The organism is Staphylococcus sp. FSL W8-0774 (assembly GCF_038006785.1).
Classification (GTDB): Bacteria; Bacillota; Bacilli; order Staphylococcales; family Staphylococcaceae; genus Staphylococcus; species Staphylococcus pasteuri.
In genome coordinates, this window is record NZ_JBBOVW010000001.1 from 694372 (window position 1) to 708830 (window position 14459).

The window sequence follows — 14459 nt, forward strand, 5'->3', positions numbered from 1 at the left end:
GGGCACTTATGAATATCATTTTAATGGGCTTACCTGGTGCAGGTAAAGGTACTCAAGCGAGTGAAATTGTTAAGAAATTCCCAATACCACATATATCGACTGGTGACATGTTCAGAAAAGCGATTAAAGATGAGACTGATTTAGGTAAAGAAGCTAAATCATACATGGATCGTGGAGAATTAGTCCCTGATGAAGTTACTGTGGGTATCGTTAAAGAAAGAATTTCTGAAGACGATGCAAAAAAAGGATTCTTATTAGACGGTTTCCCTAGAACTATTGATCAAGCAGAAGCTTTAAATTCAATTATGGCTGAACTTGATAGAAGTATTGATGCTGTCATCAATATTGAAGTCCCAGAGGAAGAACTAATGAATCGTCTTACAGGTCGTCGTATCTGTGAGAAATGTGGTACGACTTATCATCTTGTATTTAATCCTCCAAAAGTTGAAGGTATTTGTGATCTTGATGGTGGTAAATTATATCAACGTGAAGATGATAATCCGGAAACTGTTTCAAATCGTTTGAAAGTTAATGTTAAACAATCTAAACCAATATTAGAGTATTACGATAATAAAGGTGTATTGAATAACATTGATGGTTCAAAAGATATTGAAGAGGTTACTACTGATGTCATTGATATCTTAGATCAATTACAATAGATCAGCTTTTACGATCTATGATGATGTGAATGTTTAATTAAACTGTAGTATAAAATTTAATATGAGTGACAAATGACGATAATAATTCCCGTAATTTTTGTTAAACTTATTAAAACTAGTCACAAATAGATTCGTATCGTTGAAGTTGTCTATTGACGATAACCTTACTATTGCAAAAAGGGGGAAGTTAATCAATGGCTAAACAAGATGTTATTGAATTAGAAGGTACTGTATTAGATACTTTACCAAACGCAATGTTTAAAGTAGAATTAGAAAATGGTCATGAAATTTTAGCACATGTAAGTGGTAAAATTAGAATGAACTACATTCGAATTCTACCTGGCGACAAAGTAACTGTTGAGATGTCTCCGTATGATTTATCACGCGGTAGAATTACTTATCGTTATAAATAATCGTCACTCCATAATATAGGGAGGTATTAAAATGAAAGTAAGACCATCAGTAAAACCAATTTGCGAAAAATGTAAAGTCATTAAACGTAAAGGTAAAGTAATGGTAATTTGTGAAAATCCTAAACACAAACAAAGACAAGGTTAATAAAAGAGAGGTGTAAATGTATATGGCACGTATTGCAGGAGTGGATATTCCACGTGAAAAACGCGTTGTTATTTCTTTAACTTATGTATATGGTATCGGTACTTCTACTGCGAAAAAAATCGTTGAAGAAGCTAACGTATCAGCAGACACTCGCGTAAAAGATTTAACTGACGATGAATTAGGTCGCATCCGTGAAGTAGTAGATAGCTACAAAGTTGAAGGTGACTTACGTCGTGAGCAAAACTTAAACATTAAACGATTAATGGAAATTTCATCATACCGTGGTATTCGTCACCGTCGTGGCTTACCAGTTCGCGGTCAAAAAACTAAAAACAACGCTCGTACGCGTAAAGGCCCAGTTAAAACTGTAGCGAACAAGAAAAAATAATCGGTAAAGGAGGCAAAAAATAAATGGCACGTAAACAAGTATCTCGTAAACGTAAAGTGAAAAAGAATATTGAAAGTGGTGTTGCACACATCCGTTCAACATTCAATAATACAATTGTAACGATTACTGATGAGTTTGGTAATGCATTATCTTGGTCATCAGCTGGTGCATTAGGATTCAAAGGATCTAAAAAATCAACACCATTCGCAGCGCAAATGGCGTCTGAAACAGCTTCAAAAACAGCTATGGAACATGGCTTGAAAACTGTAGAAGTAACAGTTAAAGGACCTGGACCAGGCCGTGAATCTGCTATCCGTGCGTTACAATCAGCAGGACTAGAAGTAACAGCAATTAGAGACGTTACTCCAGTACCTCATAATGGTTGTCGTCCACCAAAACGTCGTCGCGTTTAATTTATTGTTGTGTTGTTACAGGTCACTGAGCAAACATTATAAATCTAGTCGACGTATATAAGGAGGATATTTGTAAATGATAGAAATCGAAAAACCTAGAATTGAGACAATTGAAATTAGTGAAGATGCTAAATTCGGTAAGTTCGTTGTTGAACCACTTGAACGTGGCTACGGTACTACACTAGGAAACTCCTTACGTCGTATCCTACTATCTTCATTACCAGGATCAGCAGTAAAGTACATCGAAATTGAAGGCGTGTTACACGAATTCTCAGCAGTAGATAATGTAGTTGAAGATGTTTCTACAATTATTATGAACATCAAAAAATTAGCATTAAAAATCTATTCTGAAGAAGATAAAACTTTAGAAATCGATGTTAAGGATGAAGGCGAAGTTACTGCAAGTGATATTACTCACGACAGTGATGTAGAAATTCTAAATCCAGAACTAAAAATTGCTACTGTTTCTAAAGGTGGACATTTAAAAGTTCGTCTTGTTGCTAATAAGGGTAGAGGTTACGCATTAGCTGAAACAAATAATACTAGTGATTTACCAATTGGTGTAATTCCAGTAGACTCACTATATTCACCTGTTGAACGTGTAAACTATACAGTTGAAAATACACGTGTAGGTCAAAGTAGTGATTTTGATAAATTAACTTTAGATGTTTGGACTAATGGTTCAATCACTCCTCAAGAATCAGTTTCATTAGCAGCAAAAATAATGACTGAACACTTGAATATCTTTGTAGGTCTAACTGATGAAGCTCAAAATGCTGAAATCATGATCGAAAAAGAAGAAGATCAAAAAGAAAAAGTATTAGAAATGTCTATCGAAGAATTAGACTTATCTGTACGTTCATATAACTGTTTGAAACGCGCAGGAATCAATTCTGTACAAGAGTTAGCTGATAAATCTGAAGCTGACATGATGAAAGTGCGTAATTTAGGTCGTAAATCTCTTGAAGAAGTTAAATACAAATTAGAAGATTTAGGATTAGGATTAAGAAAAGAAGATTGATAAAGGAGGTTAACTCATGGGTTACAGAAAATTAGGTCGTACTTCTGATCAACGTAAAGCTATGTTACGTAACTTAGCTACAGCACTTATTGTAAGTGAACGTATTGAAACAACAGAAGCTCGTGCAAAAGAAGTTCGCAGTGTAGTAGAGAAATTAATCACTTTAGGTAAAAAAGGAGATTTAGCTTCTCGTCGTAATGCAGCTAAAACATTACAAAATGTTGAAATCTTAAATGAAGATGAATCAACTCAAACTGCTCTTCAAAAATTATTCGGTGAAATCGCTGAACGTTATACAGATCGTCAAGGTGGTTACACTCGTATTCTTAAAGTAGGCCCTCGTCGTGGTGACGGTGCTGAATCAGTAATTATCGAATTAGTATAATTTAATTATAAATACACTAACTACTTATATATAAAGCAAATGAGTGCAACGATAAAATCTGCCACATACAGATTTTGTCTAGCTCAGAGTACCCCATCAAACTAAATATTAAATTAAAGCGTGAACTCAACAAAACTGATGGGGTGCGCGCTTTTTTATTTTAAGCTGAGATACTATTTCTCAGCTTTTTTAATTATAAAATTATTTTAATTGGTCTTTAATCATTTAAATAAGAAAATGAAAATGTTAATAAACAAATTGTGGAAGTATACATATGTTTATAAATCATGTAAAATATTAAAGGTAATTACTACATTGGGGAGGAATAAATGTGATGGATCAAGATAATATTATTGAATTTAGTAATGTATCATTTAAATATCAAAGTGATTCTGCCTTCACGTTAAACGATGTATCATTTAATATTCCTCGTGGCCAATGGACAAGTATAGTAGGGCATAATGGATCTGGTAAATCAACAGTTACTAAACTCATGGTAGGAATTGAAAACTGTGATGAAGGTCATATTATTCTAAATAACCAACGTGTGACTAAAGAAACGATTACACAAGTAAGAAAACAAATAGGCATTGTCTTCCAAAATCCAGATAATCAGTTTGTTGGTTCAACTGTTAAATATGATGTTGCATTTGGTTTAGAGAATCTGTCTATACCATATAATGAGATGCATGAAAAAGTAGACAAAGTTTTAAAACAAGTTGATATGTTTGATTTAGCTGATTACGAACCTCACTCATTATCTGGTGGTCAGAAACAAAGAGTAGCTATAGCTAGTGTGTTAGCTTTAAATCCTTCTATAATTATTTTAGATGAAGCTACTTCAATGTTAGACCCAGTGGCAAAGAAATCTTTACTTGATTTAGTAAGAGCATTACAACGTGAACAACACATAACTATTATTTCTATTACACATGATTTATCAGAAACAATGAGTGCTGATAATATTATAGTTATGAATCAGGGTAAAGTGTATAAACAAGGTAAACCTAATAAAATATATGATGATATAGTTAATTTAAATAAAATTGGTCTTGAATTACCGTTTTCAATGAAGATGAATCAACTGTTAACTGGAAAATCAACATTCGTTACATATGAAGGGTTGGTTGATTTATTATGAGTTTTAAAATGAATAATGTGAGTTATACTTATCAAGTTGGTACACCTTATGAATATACTGCTATAAAAAATATTTCAGTTGAATTTGAAAAAGGTCATTATTATACGATTGTCGGTCAAACTGGTAGTGGTAAGTCAACGTTAATTCAACATATTAATGCTTTATTAAAACCGACTAGTGGTGATATAAATTTTAATGGTATTTATATTAATCACAAATCAAAGGATAAAGTTTTGAGACCAATACGCCAGAATGTTGGAATGGTTTTTCAATTTCCTGAATCACAGCTTTTTGAAGATACTGTTGAAAAAGAAATTGAATTTGGGCCTAAAAATTTTAATATGAATATTCAGCAAGTTAAAGAAAAAGCATTTGATATGTTACTTGATTTAGGGTTTTCAAGAAATGTGATGTCGTTATCACCATTTCAAATGTCTGGAGGTCAAATGAGAAAAATAGCTTTAGTTTCAATATTAGCTATGGATCCAGATATTATAGTAGTCGATGAACCAACAGCTGGTTTAGACCCTAAAAGTAGACATCAAGTAATGTCATTGCTTAAAAAATTACAAAATGAACAAAATAAAACTATTATTTTAGTTACGCATGATATGAATGATGTAGCAAGATATGCTGATGAGGTCATTGTGATGCAAAAAGGTGAAATCAAGGTTAAAACAAGTCCTCGCAAGTTATTTAGTGAACCAGATAATCTAAAAAAGTGGAATATAACTATGCCTGATGTTGTCCGCTTACAGCAAGATTTTGAAACTAAATATCAAACTAAACTATCTTCAACCGCGTTAACTGAAGAAGAATTTGTTGATTTATATAGGGAGTGGCAAAATGAAAAATAAATTAATTATTGGACGTTATCTCCCTAGCAATTCATTTATACATCAGTTAGACCCAAGAGCAAAATTGATATTTGTATTTGCTTTTATTATATTTATTTTTCTATGTCACTCTTTCGGAACATATGCATGGCTTTTTGTTCTTATTTTAATCATTATGAAAATGGCTAAAATTAATTTTATGTTTTTGATTAAAGGTTTAACACCTATATTTATCTTTCTAATTTTTACATTTTTAATGCATGTATTCTTTACTAAAGGTGGTATCATTCTTTTTCAATGGAACTTTATAACTATTGAAAGTAAGGGGATATTGGAAGGTATTTTTATCTCTTTAAGATTGATATTTATTGTAATGATAGCTACAATAATGACTTTATCGACTAGTCCAATAGATTTAACTGACGCATTTGAAAAGTTATTAACGCCACTCAAATGGCTTAAAATACCTGTACATCAATTAAGTATGATGATGTCTATTGCATTAAGGTTTATACCTACATTAATGGACGAATTAGATAAGATTATTTTAGCTCAAAAATCTAGAGGTTCAGAGATAAGTTCAGGTGGATTAGTAGCAAGAATTCAGGCATTTGTACCGTTACTGATTCCATTGTTTATTTCTGCGTTCCAGAGAGCCGAAGAATTAGCGATAGCTATGGAAGTGAGAGGGTACGATGCTCATGCTGAGAGAACTAGCTATAGAATGCTCCAATGGCGTCTGAGAGATACATGTACATTATTATTACTCATTCCTATATTAGCTATCCTATTGTTAATTAAATATTTTGGAGTGTAAAAGCATTGCGTATATTAGTAGAAATAGAATATCAAGGTAATCAATTTTTAGGATTTCAAATTCAACAACAAGGTCGCACAATACAACAACAATTTGAAAAAATTCTTAAAAGAATGCATAAACGTCATGTAAGAATACATCCTTCTAGTCGAACGGATAGAGGAGTGCATGCTTATCAACAGTATTTTCATTTTGATACTGACTTAAATATTGAAAATAATAAATGGCAATATGCAATGAATAGTGCATTGCCGGATGATATATATGTTAAAAGCGTTCAACATGTAGATGAAGATTTTCATTGTCGTTATGATTGTGTAGGTAAAAAGTATAGATATAAAGTATATCAAGCCGAACATCGGAATCCATTTGAAAGTGGATTAAAAACGTATGTATCTGAAACATTAGATCTAGATAGCATGAATAAAGCAGCACAATTATTTATTGGAACTCACGACTTTACTGGTTTTTGTTCCCAAAAAACTGAAGTTCAAAGTAAAGTAAGAACATTATATGAAAGTAAAATTATTAAAACAGAAGATGGTTTTGATTATATAGTAACTGGTTCAGGATTTCTGTATAATATGGTTCGTGTATTAGTGGCATTTTTAATAGAAGTTGGAAAAGGTAAAAGAAAACCTGACGAAATACCGGTATTACTTGAAGAGAAAAACCGCAATAAAATTCCTTTTACTGCACCATCTGATGGTCTATATTTAGAGAAAATATATCTATCTGATTGTGAATTAATGGATGAATTTGGTAATCATATTAAAATCCATTATAAAAAATCATTACAAAATGATTGAATTGCATTGACAAAAGGTCTATGAAATTATAAGATTATTAACGGTATTGTTTTATATCCACCCCACGATAAGCCCCGGAATCTTATTGTGTTACAAGATATATAAGCAAAATAGAACAACAGTTAACAAAATAAATGAAATCTACGCTTTAAATCGTAACAAATTTTTAATTCAAACAAATAGAATTTAGACAATACAAAGTAACTTAGGTTAAGCAATTTTGTCTAGAGACTAAAACGAAGCATTTATTTTTAGGAGGACAATTATTATGCGTCAAACATTTATGGCAAATGAATCAAACATTGAGCGCAAATGGTATGTTATCGATGCTGAAGGCCAAACATTAGGTCGTTTATCATCAGAAGTAGCATCTATCTTACGCGGTAAAAATAAAGTAACTTATACACCACACGTTGATACAGGTGATTATGTAATCATCATCAACGCTTCAAAAATCGAATTCACTGGTAACAAAGAGCAAGACAAAATGTATTACCGTCACTCAAATCACCCAGGTGGTTTAAAATCAATCTCTGCTGGTGAATTAAGAAGAACAAACCCAGAACGTTTACTTGAAACTTCAATTAAAGGTATGCTACCAAGCAGCCGTTTAGGTGAAAAACAAGGTAAAAAATTATTTGTATATGGTGGCGCTGAACATCCACACGCTGCACAACAACCAGAAAACTACGAGTTACGTGGTTAATTAGAAGGAGGAAATTACATTGGCACAAGTTGAATATAAAGGCACAGGCCGTCGTAAAAACTCAGTAGCACGTGTACGTTTAGTACCAGGTGAAGGTAACATCAAAGTTAACAACCGTGACGTACGTGACTACTTACCATTTGAATCATTAATCTTAGACTTAAACCAACCATTCGATGTTACTGAAACTAAAGGTAACTATGACGTTTTAGTTAACGTTCACGGTGGTGGATTCACAGGACAAGCACAAGCTATCCGTCACGGAATCGCTCGTGCATTATTAGAAGCAGATCCTGAATACAGAGGTTCTTTAAAACGCGCTGGATTATTAACACGTGACCCACGTATGAAAGAACGTAAAAAACCAGGTCTTAAAAAAGCTCGTCGTTCTCCTCAATTCTCAAAACGTTAATATATACAAATTATTGCGAAGTTTTTCGCTATCAGATTTGTTTACAATTAATAAGAACGATAAATCAAGCACTTCTCGAATCTTCGAGAAGTGCTTTTTTTGTTGGGATAAAATAAATTTTAAATTAATACTTGAAAGTGATGTTACGTTATCCCTTATGTTTAATTTATGGAGGGATTAAGATGAATAGTACTAATCAAGTTATGAGTTATTTAGTTAGTTTAAAGGAAAAGAAAATAAAATTTTTAAGCGAGGTGAGAAATTTTGGAATTTCAATATAGTTTAAAACAAATTATGGATATTACTGGAGTAACAAAGCGAACATTACATTATTATGATGAGATTGGTTTATTAAAAGTACAAAAGAACGAAAATAATTATAGGGTTTATAATCAAAATGATTTAGTTAGACTTCAAAAAATATTATTACTTAAAAATTTAGATATGAGTATAAAAGAAATATATGAAGTTATTGATTATAATGATGAACAATTAAAATCTGTATTAGAAAATCAAAAAGTGAGTCTAACTCAAAAAATAAATAATTTAGAAAATTCGAGAATAGCAATTGAAAAATTCATTAATAATATACCAATTGTAGAAATTGAAGAATTGAATCATGTACCTTACAAACAATATCAAGAAGAAGCAAAGATAAAATATGAAAATTTAGATGTTTACAAAACGTATACTAATAAACATAATGATCAATTACTTTCAAATAAAGAAAATATAGAAAGATTAGATCAAATTTTTGAAAAGTTTAATGGCTTAGCATTAAATAAAGTTAATATTAGTGAAATGAAAGATGTTGTATATGAGTGGAAAGAACTGATGAATCTATATACTCATTTTGATAATGAATTACTATGTTTGATTGCTGACACTTATCATAACGATGTGAGATTCAAAAATTATTTCAAGAAATTTAATAATCCTCAGCTTACCCGTTTCATATCTAAAGCCGTCAATTATCATTTATCGCAAGTTCAATAATAAAATAAAAGCACTTCTCGAAAAAGTCGGGAAGTGCTTGTTAATTTTAACTATTCAGTTGGTCAATGACTTCAACCATATCCTCATTGATGACAAGTGAGGCATCATTGTCATAAGGAGTTGCATCTTTATTGATAATAACTAGATTGTCACCTTTAAAATTTGATACTAATCCAGCAGCAGGTTGCACAACTAGTGAAGTACCAAGTACAACCAACGCATCTGCATTTTCGATTTTTTGTAATGCATTCATAATCACTGATTGGTCCAACATTTCACCATACAGAACAATGTCAGGTCTAATAGTACTACCACATGCGTCACATTGTTTTAACTGTCTATCAAGCACGTCTTTTTTAGTGTATGACTTATGACATTTAGGACAATAGAATCTGTTTAATGTTCCATGTAATTCATCAACATGCTTACTGCCTGCATCTGAATGAAATCCATCAATATTTTGAGTAATAACCCCTAGAGATTGACCGTTGTGTTCTAAATGAGCAATCCATTCATGTACACTATTAGGTAATTTATCAGCATAAATTAATCTTTTATGACAAAAATTGATAAATCCATCAGGATCGTCTTCAAAATAATCATGGCTTAATAGATATTCTGGTGAATAGCCGTCTTTTGAAATTTCATCAAATAGGCCTCCCATAGATCTGAAATCTGGAACGCCACTTGCTACAGATACACCAGCACCCGTAAAGAATACAATTTTCTCAGAGTTATCAATTAGTTGTTTTAAACTTTCAATTTTATTATTCAAAAATACACCTTCTTGTAAAAAATAGATTATACAGCATATCACTTTTAACATATGACTTCTTTACATTTATATATTATAGTAATAATGTTAAAGATATTGAAGTGATTTTATACATACTATTAAAATACAGTTGAACAATGTATTTTGCATACAATTAAAATTAGTAAATGATTAGGTAGATTCAGTATTTTTACTATTGAATAATCATGAATATTGATAAAAGATGGAAATTGAATGATGACACTGGCCTAATGTAAGGAGGTATTTATTTAGTGAATAAGCACGAACGTTTAGATGAGATTGCTAAGCTAGTCAATAAAAAAGGAACAGTGAGGACCAATGAAATCGTTGAAGGTTTAAATGTTTCTGATATGACAGTAAGAAGAGATTTAGTTGAATTAGAAAACCAAGGTGTTTTAACGAAAATACATGGTGGAGCACGTAGTAATTCAAATTTTCAATATAAAGAAATGTCACATAAAGAAAAGCACACACACCAAATTGAAGAAAAAAGATATATTGCTAAAAAAGCAGCCAGTTTAATTGAAGATGGTGATACATTATTTTTTGGACCAGGAACGACGATTGAAGTTCTTGCCGAAGAAATAAACCATCATTCTTTAACGGTGATAACAAATTGTTTGCCCGTTTATAAGATATTATTAGAGAAACAAACAACCAATTTCAGAGTTTATTTACTAGGTGGAGAAATGAGACATTTAACAGAAGCGTTTGTAGGTGAAATGGCAAACTCAGTATTAGAGAAGCTTCGTTTTTGTAAAATGTTTTTTAGTAGTAATGGTGTTAATAAAGGTAGTGTTATGACGTCTTCTTTAGATGAAGCCTACACACAGCAACTTGCAGTAGAACATTCAGTTGAAAAATATTTACTAGTAGATCATACCAAAATAGGAAAAAATGATTTTACTTCAATTTGTCACTTGGATGATCTGACCGCAGTTATAATGGATAATCAAGAACAAGAGAAGCTAGAACAAATTAAAACATATATAGAAGTAGTAGAATAATATATTACTTTCAGAATAAATGACCTCGAATCAAACGATTCGAGGTTTTTTGTTTGAAATAATTACTTATTAAACGAATTTCAACATAATAAAACATTTTTCTGTGAAAAATCGAATATTTAGCTACAAATGTTTGGAAAAGTGTTTAATTCAAACAAAATACAAACATATTATGTTGAATTTATGTTGGTTTAAGTTTATAATTTAAACGTAAAGATTTGAAAGCCTTTTCTTTAAATATATATAAGATGCTTTTAATGACTATATTTGATAAGGAGAATTGCTATGACAATCATAATTGGATCAGATGTGGATGGTAAGCGTTTAAAAGATTTAATTAAAACATATTTAGTAGAAAGTAATTTTGATATTTTAGACGTTACTGAAGGTAAAGATTTAGATTTTGTAGATTCTACACTTGCCATTGCTAAAGAAGTACAAAAGAATGATGACAATTTAGGAATCGCAATTGATGCGTTCGGAGTTGGGAGCTTTATGGTTGCTACAAAAATTAAAGGTATGATCGCTGCGGAAGTGTCAGATGAAAGATCTGCATATATGACAAGAGGTCATAATAACTCAAAAATGATTACGTTAGGTTCAGAAATCGTAGGGGACACATTGGCACAAAATGTAGTTAAAGGTTTTGTTAATGGACACTACGATGGCGGGCGTCACTAAATACGCGTAGATATGCTTAATAAAATGTGCTAATTAGAGGAGGATTAACAATGAAAATAGCATTAGGTTGCGATCATATTGTAACTGATACAAAAATGGAAGTTTCACAGTTTTTGAAATCAAAAGGTCACGAAGTTATCGATGTAGGAACATATGATTTCGCGCGAACTCATTACCCAATTTTTGGTAAAAAAGTGGGTGAACAAGTAACAAGTGGGAATGCGGATCTAGGTATTTGTATTTGTGGAACTGGTGTTGGTATAAACAATGCAGTTAATAAAGTACCAGGTGTTAGAGCCGCACTTGTAAGAGATATGACTTCTGCCCTTTATGCCAAGGAAGAGCTAAATGCAAATGTCATTGGTTTTGGAGGTAAAATCATTGGTGAACTTTTAATGTGTGACATTATCGAAGCCTTCATTGAAGCAGAGTATAAACCTTCTGAAAAAAATGAAAAATTAATTGCGAAAATTAAACATTTAGAAACACATAACGAAGACCAAACGAACCCTAATTTCTTTAATGAATTTTTAGAAAAATGGGATAAAGGCGAATATCACGATTAAAGGAAGACACATATGATATTAACACTAACTTTAAATCCGTCTGTAGATATTTCATATGCTATTGAAGATTTTCAGCTTGATACTGTGAATCGAGTATCGAACATTGATAAAACTGCTGGCGGAAAAGGACTCAATGTAACTCGAGTATTGAATCAACTAAACGAATCAGTTATAGCTAGTGGATTAATCGGTGGTCAACTGGGCGAATTTATTGAACAACAATTAGAAGACTCACATATTAAACATTCTTTTTTCAAAATTAAAGATGTTACTAGAAATTGTATTGCTATTTTACATCAAGGTAAGCAAACGGAAATTTTGGAAAAAGGGCCAACTATTAGTAAAAAAGAAGGACAAAACTTCTTAGAACACGTTGATGAATTGATTCGACAAACTAAAGTGGTTGTTATTTCAGGAAGTCTACCTAAAGGTTTAAATAACAATTACTATTTGAAGATTATTGGAAAATGTCATGATGAACAGGTTCCATTAATACTAGATAGCTCTGGAGAAACATTAGTATCTTCTTTAAAAGGATTACATAAGCCAACTGTTATAAAACCCAATATTGATGAACTATATCAGTTATTAGGTCAACCTGTTGATGAAAGTATAGATGGGCTAAAACAAGCAGTAAATGATTCATTATTCAAAGATATAGAATGGGTCATTGTTTCATTAGGAGCAAAGGGTATGTTCGCTAAGCATCATAATCAATATTACAAAGTCAACATACCTTCTATTAAAGTATTAAATCCAGTTGGTTCTGGAGATTCTACAGTTGCCGGTATAGCTTCTGCATTGTTAAACAATGAAAGTGATGATGAACTTCTCAAAAAAGCTAACACCTTAGGTATGCTCAATGCTCAAGAATCACGTACAGGATATGTCAATATCAAAAACTATGACGAATTATATCATCAAATTGAATTATTAGAGGTGTAAATAATGGTAAAAACTCAAAATAAAACGACAGCAATTTCACAATTAAGTAATGAAAATGGTGTTATTTCAGCATTAGCATTTGACCAACGTGGTGCTTTAAAGCGAATGATGTCTAAATTCCAAACAACTGAACCAACAGTTGAACAAATTGAAAAATTAAAAGTACTTGTAGCTGAAGAACTTACACAATATGCATCATCTATTTTATTAGACCCAGAATATGGTTTACCAGCTACTGAAGCTAGAAATAAAAACTGCGGATTATTATTAGCATATGAAAAAACAGGTTATGACGTAAATGCTAAAGGTCGCTTACCTGACTGTTTAGTTGAATGGTCAGCTAAACGTTTAAAAGAACAAGGCGCGGATGCAGTCAAATTCTTACTTTACTACGACGTTGATGATGATGAGTATATCAATGTTCAAAAACAAGCATATATTGAAAGAATTGGTTCTGAATGCGTTGCAGAAGACATCCCATTTTTCTTAGAAGTTTTATCATATGATGACAATATTTCAGATAATAGCAGTGTTGAATACGCAAAAGTTAAACCTAGAAAGGTTAACGAAGCTATGAAATTGTTCTCTGAACCACGTTTTAACGTGGACGTACTAAAAGTTGAAGTACCAGTAAATATGAAATATGTTGAAGGATTTGCTGATGGAGAAGTTGTTTATAGCAAAGAAGAAGCGGCTCAACATTTTAGAAATCAAGAAGCATCAACGAATCTTCCATACATTTATTTAAGTGCAGGTGTTTCTGCAGAATTATTCCAAGAAACATTAAAATTTGCACATGAATCAGGGGCTAAATTTAATGGTGTACTATGCGGCCGTGCAACATGGGCTGGTGCAGTTCAAGTATATATTGAACAAGGTGAAGCCGCTGCACGTGAATGGTTAAGAACAACAGGATTTAAAAATATAGATGATCTTAACAAAGTACTAACTCAAACAGCGACATCTTGGAAATAACATAATTTAAATTGAGGGGAGTATATCGCTCATGAATAGAGAAGAAGTACAATTAATTGGTTTTGAAATAGTTGCTTTTGCAGGAGATGCACGGTCTAAATTTTTAGAAGCATTGACTGCTGCACAAAATAAAGACTTCGATAAAGCTGAAGCTTTAATTGAAGAAGGAAAAGGTCTTATTGCAGACGCGCACAAAGCACAAACAAGTCTTTTGGCTAAAGAAGCCCAAGGAGAGGATATCGCATATAGTGTGACAATGATGCATGGTCAAGACCATTTAATGACAACTATATTATTAAAAGATGTGATGTCACATTTAATTGAATTATATAAAAGAGGGTGAAGACC

The 14459-nt window shown here is 31.9% G+C and carries 21 protein-coding genes; 20 read left to right on the forward strand and 1 reads right to left on the reverse strand.

The genetic code is table 11. The annotated features are described in order from the left end of the window. The first annotated feature begins 8 nt into the window (after window positions 1–8). The 14 genes from NSQ15_RS03255 to NSQ15_RS03320 all read left to right on the forward strand — a co-directional run bounded on the left by NSQ15_RS03255 (window position 9) and on the right by NSQ15_RS03320 (window position 9141). On the forward strand, window positions 9–659 hold the full coding sequence (locus NSQ15_RS03255) for an adenylate kinase (RefSeq protein WP_029055863.1): 651 nt from the start codon (window positions 9–11) through the stop codon (window positions 657–659). Between the two features lie 194 nt (window positions 660–853). Beyond that, window positions 854–1072, forward strand: a complete 219-nt coding sequence (gene infA / locus NSQ15_RS03260; RefSeq protein ID WP_001829792.1) for a translation initiation factor IF-1 — start codon at window positions 854–856, stop codon at window positions 1070–1072. 31 nt (window positions 1073–1103) lie between these two features. Beyond that, window positions 1104–1217 (forward strand): 50S ribosomal protein L36, encoded by a 114-nt coding sequence (gene rpmJ, locus NSQ15_RS03265; RefSeq protein WP_000868342.1) that lies wholly within the window; start codon window positions 1104–1106, stop codon window positions 1215–1217. A gap of 22 nt (window positions 1218–1239) precedes the next feature. Then, entirely contained in the window at window positions 1240–1605 is a 366-nt protein-coding gene (gene rpsM, locus NSQ15_RS03270) for a 30S ribosomal protein S13 (protein WP_002450510.1), read from the forward strand. A 23-nt stretch (window positions 1606–1628) separates the two neighbouring features. Then, window positions 1629–2018, forward strand: a complete 390-nt coding sequence (gene rpsK, locus NSQ15_RS03275; protein ID WP_002450509.1) for a 30S ribosomal protein S11 — start codon at window positions 1629–1631, stop codon at window positions 2016–2018. A gap of 76 nt (window positions 2019–2094) precedes the next feature. Then, complete coding sequence (locus NSQ15_RS03280) at window positions 2095–3039, forward strand: DNA-directed RNA polymerase subunit alpha (RefSeq protein ID WP_002450508.1); 945 nt, start codon at window positions 2095–2097, stop codon at window positions 3037–3039. A 16-nt stretch (window positions 3040–3055) separates the two neighbouring features. Continuing rightward, complete coding sequence (gene rplQ, locus NSQ15_RS03285) at window positions 3056–3424, forward strand: 50S ribosomal protein L17 (RefSeq protein ID WP_017638506.1); 369 nt, start codon at window positions 3056–3058, stop codon at window positions 3422–3424. Between the two features lie 331 nt (window positions 3425–3755). Further along, window positions 3756–4565 (forward strand): energy-coupling factor transporter ATPase, encoded by an 810-nt coding sequence (locus NSQ15_RS03290; protein ID WP_070453681.1) that lies wholly within the window; start codon window positions 3756–3758, stop codon window positions 4563–4565. Continuing rightward, window positions 4562–5422, forward strand: coding sequence for an energy-coupling factor transporter ATPase (locus NSQ15_RS03295; protein ID WP_070453685.1), 861 nt, complete (start codon window positions 4562–4564; stop codon window positions 5420–5422). Before NSQ15_RS03290 ends, NSQ15_RS03295 begins: the two co-directional genes overlap by 4 nt. Further along, complete coding sequence (locus tag NSQ15_RS03300; protein WP_017638503.1) at window positions 5412–6218, forward strand: energy-coupling factor transporter transmembrane component T family protein; 807 nt, start codon at window positions 5412–5414, stop codon at window positions 6216–6218. The genes NSQ15_RS03295 and NSQ15_RS03300 overlap by 11 nt, the downstream gene beginning before the upstream one ends. A gap of 5 nt (window positions 6219–6223) precedes the next feature. Then, the gene (truA, locus tag NSQ15_RS03305; protein ID WP_070453689.1) at window positions 6224–7027 is read left to right on the forward strand and encodes a tRNA pseudouridine(38-40) synthase TruA; all 804 of its coding nucleotides are present in this window, start codon (window positions 6224–6226) and stop codon (window positions 7025–7027) included. A gap of 268 nt (window positions 7028–7295) precedes the next feature. Beyond that, on the forward strand, window positions 7296–7733 hold the full coding sequence (gene rplM / locus NSQ15_RS03310) for a 50S ribosomal protein L13 (protein WP_029055868.1): 438 nt from the start codon (window positions 7296–7298) through the stop codon (window positions 7731–7733). 19 nt (window positions 7734–7752) lie between these two features. After that, a complete protein-coding gene (rpsI, locus tag NSQ15_RS03315; RefSeq protein WP_002450501.1) occupies window positions 7753–8145 on the forward strand; it encodes a 30S ribosomal protein S9 in 393 nt (130 codons plus the stop codon). Between the two features lie 264 nt (window positions 8146–8409). Next, window positions 8410–9141 carry a MerR family transcriptional regulator gene (locus NSQ15_RS03320; RefSeq protein ID WP_070453692.1) on the forward strand — a complete coding sequence of 244 codons (732 nt, stop codon included), beginning with the start codon at window positions 8410–8412 and terminating at the stop codon, window positions 9139–9141. Window positions 9142–9187: 46 nt separating this feature from the next. On the opposite strand, the gene NSQ15_RS03325 is transcribed toward NSQ15_RS03320, so the two are convergent. Next, the gene (locus NSQ15_RS03325) at window positions 9188–9916 is read right to left on the reverse strand and encodes an NAD-dependent protein deacylase (RefSeq protein WP_070453695.1); all 729 of its coding nucleotides are present in this window, start codon (window positions 9914–9916) and stop codon (window positions 9188–9190) included. Between the two features lie 272 nt (window positions 9917–10188). Between NSQ15_RS03325 and NSQ15_RS03330 the strand changes: the two genes are divergently transcribed. The 6 genes from NSQ15_RS03330 to NSQ15_RS03355 all read left to right on the forward strand — a co-directional run bounded on the left by NSQ15_RS03330 (window position 10189) and on the right by NSQ15_RS03355 (window position 14454). Beyond that, the gene (locus NSQ15_RS03330; protein WP_340746935.1) at window positions 10189–10944 is read left to right on the forward strand and encodes a DeoR/GlpR family DNA-binding transcription regulator; all 756 of its coding nucleotides are present in this window, start codon (window positions 10189–10191) and stop codon (window positions 10942–10944) included. A gap of 285 nt (window positions 10945–11229) precedes the next feature. After that, on the forward strand, window positions 11230–11625 hold the full coding sequence (lacA, locus tag NSQ15_RS03335; protein ID WP_340746936.1) for a galactose-6-phosphate isomerase subunit LacA: 396 nt from the start codon (window positions 11230–11232) through the stop codon (window positions 11623–11625). Window positions 11626–11675: 50 nt separating this feature from the next. Continuing rightward, window positions 11676–12191 carry a galactose-6-phosphate isomerase subunit LacB gene (gene lacB, locus NSQ15_RS03340; protein ID WP_017638473.1) on the forward strand — a complete coding sequence of 172 codons (516 nt, stop codon included), beginning with the start codon at window positions 11676–11678 and terminating at the stop codon, window positions 12189–12191. A 12-nt stretch (window positions 12192–12203) separates the two neighbouring features. Next, entirely contained in the window at window positions 12204–13136 is a 933-nt protein-coding gene (lacC, locus tag NSQ15_RS03345; protein ID WP_017638474.1) for a tagatose-6-phosphate kinase, read from the forward strand. Between the two features lie 3 nt (window positions 13137–13139). After that, on the forward strand, window positions 13140–14111 hold the full coding sequence (gene lacD / locus NSQ15_RS03350) for a tagatose-bisphosphate aldolase (RefSeq protein WP_029055871.1): 972 nt from the start codon (window positions 13140–13142) through the stop codon (window positions 14109–14111). Between the two features lie 31 nt (window positions 14112–14142). After that, window positions 14143–14454 carry a PTS lactose/cellobiose transporter subunit IIA gene (locus NSQ15_RS03355; RefSeq protein WP_023373578.1) on the forward strand — a complete coding sequence of 104 codons (312 nt, stop codon included), beginning with the start codon at window positions 14143–14145 and terminating at the stop codon, window positions 14452–14454. Window positions 14455–14459 lie beyond the last annotated feature (5 nt).